This window comes from Richelia sinica FACHB-800, from assembly GCF_014698825.1.
Taxonomy (GTDB): domain Bacteria; phylum Cyanobacteriota; class Cyanobacteriia; order Cyanobacteriales; family Nostocaceae; genus FACHB-800.
Genome location: NZ_JACJTT010000003.1, coordinates 319,797 through 326,963, shown reverse-complemented (window position 1 = coordinate 326,963; position 7,167 = coordinate 319,797). Strand labels below are relative to the sequence as shown.

Below are 7,167 nucleotides of genomic sequence, written 5' to 3'. Positions count from 1 at the left end.
TGATACTTATTTTCATTAACTCTCTTAGGACTTAAATAAGCTTTAGTTCTTGTGTACTATTTTGGTGGCTTTTTTTGATGTGTGACAGTTAGGGTGCGGAAGGTGGGATGGATATCTTCCCTAATGCTTTAATTGCTGCTAGTCGTAGGGGCTGGGGAACACCAATTTTCGTGTATTCAAACAACAGATTTAAAGCGGTTTCTGAAGTTTTGAATTCTGCTAAACCAGCGATCGCTCCACTACGTACCACTTCATTCCAACCTGCTTTGTCTTCTAGGACAGATTTGAGCAGCTTGATCACCTTTTCCTCATGGGGTTTATCATCTAAGTTAGCAGAAGCGATCGCCCCAATACTCCGACAGGCAGCAGCTTCTACATAGTAGCTGGGGTCGCCATCCTGAACAAAGCCTTTCAGAGCCTTATAGCTAGGATAGGTTTTAATTTGACCGAGAGCTTCAATCACTGCTCGTCTGACAAAGGGACTAGCATCTTGCAATCCAGGTAGCAAACTATCAAATACTTGGTCGAGTTTAATGGTAGCTAATTGTTGTGCTACCTCTACACGCACTCCCCAAAACGGATCATTCACTAAAGCTGCTGAAAGTGCTTTGACTGCTTCTAAACCACCTTTTTTCGCCAATGCTTCCGCTGCATAGATTCTAGAAGTGGGGTGGGGGTCAAATTCCAACTGTGCTTTCAACTCAGGAATGGGGTATTCTAAAACCACAGTTTTTAAATAATTATTGCCCACATCAAAGCTAATAAAATCTGGTTTGCTAGCTAGGGGGAAATAAAAACTTTGTTCCTTTTCATGCACCCGCACGGTGAAGGTGATTAAAGAGGGAGAAGCATTTTCTAGTTTGTAACCAAAGCCAATGGGAATTTTTAAATCAAATAAATCTTGATTATCTGTACCAGCTTGGGTTTGTGTCACTGTTAACTTGCCTAACTTTGCATCTCCATCCCAGGTATAAGCCACTTTAAAATCAGGATGACCACCACGATAAACATATTGGTCAAACAAGAAAGCTAAATTGCGTCCTGTAGCTTTTTCAATCGACCGCAGTAAATCTACAGTTTCCACTGTGGTGTGAGCATTGTCTTGCACAAAGGTCTGAATGGCACGCCAAAATAACTCATCTCCTAATTCCGCCCGAATCATGTGATAAACACAAGATCCTTTTTCATAAATGTGGCGGTCATAAAGTTCTATGGCTTCTCGGTAGATGTGAGTTACCATTGGTCGCCTATAGCGGGTGCTATCTTCACTGAGATAGCTTCTTCCTTCCTGTAATCGATAATAGGCGGCTTCGTTCTGGCCATATTCGTGTTCTGTCCACATCACCTCCGAATAGGAAGCCATTCCTTCCTTAATCCAAGCTTGGGACCAATGTTTAATCACCACCAAGTCCCCGAACCACTGATGTGCTAGTTCATGGACAACTAAGCTTTCGGTGTTGCGGTTATCTAAAATAGCCCGTTCGTCTAATAAACAGCGGTCAGTTAATAGAGTGGTGGAAGTATTTTCCATACCCCCAAAAATAAAATCATCTACGCAAACTTGGGCATATTTAGGGTATGGATAAACATAACCATACTTTTCACTCAAAAACTCGATCATTCTGGGAGTTTTGCCCATGCTGCGTTGAGCATCTCCAGCCCGTTTTTTTTCCACATAATAGGTAACTGGTTTACCTTGCCATTCGTCACGAATTTCGGCAAAATCACCCACCGCTAAGGTCATCAAATAGGTAGGATGGACTTGCTGTTGTGACCAATGGTAAATTTTTTCGCCTCCATCTTCAACGGTCTCAATCAGTTCACCATTGGAAATCGCCATCAGGTGTTTGGGAACACGCACCCGAATTTCGGAAGTAGATAGCTGTCCGGGATAGTCAAAACAGGGAAACCAAAAGCGAGAATCTTCATCTTCACCTTGCGTCCAGACTTGGGTGGGTTTATGGGGATAATGTTTGTCTGGCTGAATAAAGTAAAGACCACGTTGGGGTTTTTCAATAGAGTAGGCAATCTTCATCAACAACCGATGACCAATCTGTGTTGGTTGAGAAAGTTGAATGGACAGCTTTTCTCCGTCATATTCAAATTGTTGAGGTACTTCATCTACCTGTACAGATTGAATATTGAGATTGACGGCATCTAAAGTCAATTTTTCAATCCCGTTGCGGATAGGTGAGAGACGAACACTACATGTTCCCTCACAAATTTCCCTTGGTATGTCTAGCCGTAAATCCAGGAAAATATGTTCTACTTGTCCTGGCTTATCGGGATTGTAGTGTGGTTTAGACCCTGGTAATTCAAAACGTTTATATTTGTGACTATCGGTATCAAAATAATGCTGCGACATTGACTATTACTTGCCTTGTAATCCTGAAACGTCTAATGGGATGTATGTCATACAAATAGCGTTATCAGGTGCACATCCCCTCAACATGGCTGTTGGATGAGGATTCTCCTCTGGGGTTGGAGGATTGAAATTAATCTCCCCATGTTTCTCCCACGTTTGCATCCCCTGATTTCAGCTGATACTTTGCACTGTCGGCGCATCAGGACAAGAAATTCTTGCAACCTGATGGCTAGTAGCTTGAGTACAAATACTAAGTTATTCATCTAGCTTAAAATAGCTGGGGGCTAGCCAGCCCACTATTTATTTTGTGAAGATGAAATCATAGACCATTTACGGATTTACCCATCTGGCTAGTGAAGTATTTGTTAAAGCAACTACATTGTCTTCAGTGAACAGAAATACTAATTTTATCAGTAAATACCGCTAAGTAAGTGGATATTGATGAGAAATTTAGAAAATTAACAGTGTTAATAAAATTTTGAGGATAACAAAGGATAATCACAATGTCTAAAAGTAAATCTAAATTTCTAATTCCTGCCGTTGGTGCGGCTGTTGTGGCTATCGGCGCATTGGCTACCTATGTTTATTTAAAATTACCTGCTGGAGACACCATCAGTCCTTTGGGTACGGCGAAATTCGTTCCTGCTAAGGCTTTAATGGCTACATACGTTTCAACTGATTCCCAATCATGGGCAAAATTAGAACAGTTTGGTAGTCCAGAAGTTCAAGAATTATTGAGAAAAAATATTAATAACTTTGATAAACAGCTATTGCCAGGTAGTAATATTTCTTACGAACAAGATATTAAGCCTTGGGTTGGTGGGTTAATGATTGCGGTTCTGCCCCCAGAAATTTCTCCACCACCTAAATCGAACTTGCCAGTCCCTCCCAAACCAGATGCAAATGTACTTTTAGTGGTGGGGATCAAAGATAAAATTAGTGCTTTGAATTTTGCCAATAAGGTGAAATCGGCTAAAGATGTGAAAACTGTCGAATCCAACTATCAAGGTGAAAAAATCATTGAATCTCAAGGGAAGAGGAACTCAACTTATATTAGTGTGTTAAATAATACGCACTTATTGATATCGGCAGAAAAAACAGCTTTAAAAACAGCTATTGATACTTTCAAGGGAAAGCCTTCCTTTGCTAGCAAAGAAGGGGCAAGTGCCATCTTGAGTAAAGGGGCAGATATGCAAAATAGTCTGGCGCAAATTTATGTACCTGATTATGGCAACATGGTACAGCAACTAACTGCCCTCAATTCTCCAGCCCAGCCATTACCGCCTCAAACCGTGGCCCAACTGAAACAAATCAAATCTTTGGTAGCGGGAGTGGGTGTAGATGATGCAGGTTTAAGATTAAAAGCGATCGCTAATTTAGATCCACAAACTGCTAAATTCCAGTATCAAAACTCACCAGCCAAGATTATCAGTAACTTTCCAGCAGAAACCTTTGCTTTGGTAAGTGGACAGAGTATCAACAAGAGTTGGCAAACAGTAGTAGAACAATCCAAAGAATTTCCGGAATTTAACCAAGCCCTTGCCCAAGCTAGGGGACAACTGAAATTTCTCAATCTCGATTTAGATAAGGATATTTTCGGCTGGATGAATGGAGAATTTGCCTTTGGTGCCATTCAATCCAATCAAGGTTTACTGGCAAATGTTGGCTTTGGGGGAGCCTTGGTCTTTGATACAAGCGATCGCCAAACCGCAGAAGCAACTTTAGCCAAGATTGACACCCTAGCCAAACAGCAAGCACTCAACATCAGCCAAAGAAATATTAGCGGTAAAAAGGTCACCGAATGGCAAATACCCCAACAAGGCACCTTGCTTGCCCATGGTTGGCTAGACCAAGATACCGTATTTGTTGCTTTAGGGGGGCCTGTAGCAGAAACATTAGCTAATACTAAAAACAAACCTTTAGATAGCAGTGCCAATTTTAAATCAGTGACAAATTCTTTACAAAAGCCTAATGGTGGTTACTTCTATTTAGATATGGATCAAACTGCCACCCTCATCAATCGCTTTGCCAGCCAAACTCAGCCTCTACCACCAGAAACAAAAGCTATACTAGGTTCTATTCGTGGTCTTGGTGTGACTGTAAATAGTCCTGATAAATCTACCAGTCAAATGGAGATGCTGTTAGCTCTTAAACCCAGTCAATCTAAGTAATATTTCGGTAAAACGATCTATTCACTGCCAGACCACAAAAACCCGACTCTTTTCCTGAAGATGATGGTAGGAGAAGAGTAGGGAATTTACAGGTGCAAGGTAAAAAGGGAATCTGATGTTAGTTTTATGTGGGTGGTTGGGTTTGCTCAGGAAAAAGTTGACAAGTGGAGTGTTAGCGATATTCGTCATTGTTTTTCACTGCCAGGAAGTCCAAGCTCAAGTGATTGCTGATGATAGTCTCAACACCACTGTCTCTGGCAATGACAATCACTTCACTATTACCAACGGCACGGCAGCAGGTGCTAACTTGTTCCATAGTTTTCGCCAGTTTTCCATTCCTACTCACGGTGCAGCTATTTTTGATTTGTCGAATACAAGCAATATCACCACAATTTTCAGCCGTGTAACTGGTGGTAATATTTCGCAGATAGATGGGTTAATTAAAACAATTAATAGCAATCATCCCATCAGTATCTTTCTCCTCAACCCCAAGGGAATCGTATTTGGTGCCAATAGCAAATTAGATATTGGGGGTTCATTTATTGGCACAACGGCCACAGGTATTCAATTTGCTGATGGGATTGAGTTTCCAGCTACAAGTTCCCCAACTCGCCCGTTATTAAGCATGAAAGTTCCCACAGGCTTACAGATGGGTAACAATTCTGCACCTATTAACGTCACAGGTACTGGACATGTTTTGACAAGTCCCGCAATAGGTTTGATAACAAGGATAACGAGTCCTACAGAATTAAGGGTCAAGCCTGGTAATACCCTCGCTTTAGTTGGTGGGGGTCTATCGTTGCAAGGGGCGACCTTAACGGCGGAAACAGGACGCATAGAATTAGGTAGCACCAGTGATGCAGGCATTGTCCAACTCGTACCCAATAGCGCAGGTTATGAATTGGCATATGAAAATGGGCAAAGCTTTGGGGATATTAATTTGAAAGAGCGATCGCTACTTGATATTAGCGGAAATCATGCTGGGTCTCTTCAGGTACAAGGGCGAAACATTCGATTCACTGATGGCTCAATTATACTCGCCCAAAATTATGGCTCTATCAAAGGTGGTGATATTCGCATAAAATCCACCCAAGCCATCGATTTAATTGGTACAACAGCCAATGGACAAATTCGCAGTGGCTTGAGGAGTGAAGCTGGGGGCACTGGTGGTAGCAATAATGTTTATTTAACAACTCCCCGTCTTACACTCCAACAAGGAGCAGGTGTCAACACTCTAACTACTGGTAGTGCAGATGGTGGCAATATTTATATTGATGCGAAAGACATGGAAATGTCCGGCTTTGCATCCATTAATCCCATTGGGGTGACAAGCTTGACTACTAGTAGCCGTGGTTCTGGTAATGCTGGTGATATCTTTGTCAATGCCGATAATTTACTGGTAGTCCAGGGCGCTTCCCTATCTTCTGTTACCTTTGGTACTGCTGCTAGCGGTGAATTGAGAATTATAACTCAAAGTACCACAATCACGGGTGAAAACCCCTTTGGACTGTATAGCAACATTGCTTCCACTACCTTTGGCACTGGAAGCGCCAAAATTTTGACCTTGGATACTGGGAAATTGCAAATTCTCGATGGGGGTGCAGTTGGGGCAACAGCATTCTTTATGGGTAATGGGGGAGATTTAAAAATCAATGCTAGCGACTCAATTACCATTAGTGGTCGAAGTAGATTAAATCAAAGCAGTATTAACTCATCAAGCTCTCGGTTAAGCGCCGAAATCCGCCAACAATTTGGTCTGCCAGATATACTCACTGCCAATGCAGGTAATGTTACTATTACCACACCCCATCTGATGCTGACAAATGGTGGCTCGGTGAGTGTTACCAGTCAAGGTAGTGGTGATGGAGGTAACATCAAGATTACTGCTGGTAATATCCAGTTAGATCAGCAAGGAATGATTCAGGCACAAACTGAGTCTGGTGAAGGTGGCAACATTACCTTAGACGCAAGTAATATTTTGCAGATGGGAGACAATAGTTTTATTACATCCACAGCGGGTGGTTCTGGTAATGGTGGCAATATCACTATCAATGCTCCTATTATTGCTGGGTTTGGCAACAGTGATATTATTGCCAATGCTGTTCAAGGTAGGGGTGGCAATATTCAAATTACGACTGAGGGAATTGTCGGTTTAGAATTTCGTTCTCAACAGACCCAAGAAAGCGATATTACTGCTAGTTCACAATTTGGTGTAAGTGGCACAGTGCAAATTAATAATATTGGTGTTGATCCAAATTCTGGGTTAGTTGAATTACCTGGGAAGGTAACGGATTCATCAAAGCTAATTGCTACAGGTTGTGCAGGTGACCAGAAAGGTCGATTTGTCGCAACGGGTCGGGGTGGGATACCAAAAAATCCCTTGGAGGAAATTGTCAGCGATAATCGCATTTGGTCTGACATCCGCGATATTTCCTCACATGGCACAACAGCTAATTTATCTGCTCAAACCATACCTTCAACACCAACTACTCTCATCGAAGCTACTTCCTGGCATCGTAACGCTGATGGTAAAGTCGAACTAATTGCTGGTAAATTTCCTACTCAGGTGCAACCACAATTAACCTGTGCGTCAGTGGTGATGAATAAATAAAATATTTGACAATTTTACAT

At 41.9% G+C, this 7,167-nt stretch carries 3 protein-coding genes; 2 read left to right on the top strand and 1 reads right to left on the bottom strand.

Annotation, left to right across the window (positions count from 1 at the left end; genetic code table 11):
* Positions 1 to 88: 88 nt before the first annotated feature.
* Positions 89 to 2,365, bottom strand: coding sequence for a M1 family metallopeptidase (locus H6G73_RS04895; RefSeq protein WP_242034114.1), 2,277 nt, complete (start codon positions 2,363 to 2,365; stop codon positions 89 to 91).
* Positions 2,366 to 2,868: 503 nt separating this feature from the next.
* Here H6G73_RS04895 and H6G73_RS04890 point away from each other — a divergent pair.
* Together H6G73_RS04890 and H6G73_RS04885 are read left to right on the top strand one after the other, a co-directional pair.
* Entirely contained in the window at positions 2,869 to 4,536 is a 1,668-nt protein-coding gene (locus tag H6G73_RS04890) for a DUF3352 domain-containing protein (protein ID WP_190601825.1), read from the top strand.
* Positions 4,537 to 4,651: 115 nt separating this feature from the next.
* The gene (locus H6G73_RS04885) at positions 4,652 to 7,147 is read left to right on the top strand and encodes a two-partner secretion domain-containing protein (RefSeq protein WP_190601824.1); all 2,496 of its coding nucleotides are present in this window, start codon (positions 4,652 to 4,654) and stop codon (positions 7,145 to 7,147) included.
* Positions 7,148 to 7,167 lie beyond the last annotated feature (20 nt).

Bases quoted from the DNA above. Each gene is read 5' to 3' on its own strand.
- H6G73_RS04895 (WP_242034114.1), bottom strand. From the start codon at position 2,365: ATGTCGCAGCATTATTTTGATACCGATAGTCACAAATATAAACGTTTT.
- H6G73_RS04890 (WP_190601825.1), top strand. From the start codon at position 2,869: ATGTCTAAAAGTAAATCTAAATTTCTAATTCCTGCCGTTGGTGCGGCT.
- H6G73_RS04885 (WP_190601824.1), top strand. From the start codon at position 4,652: ATGTTAGTTTTATGTGGGTGGTTGGGTTTGCTCAGGAAAAAGTTGACA.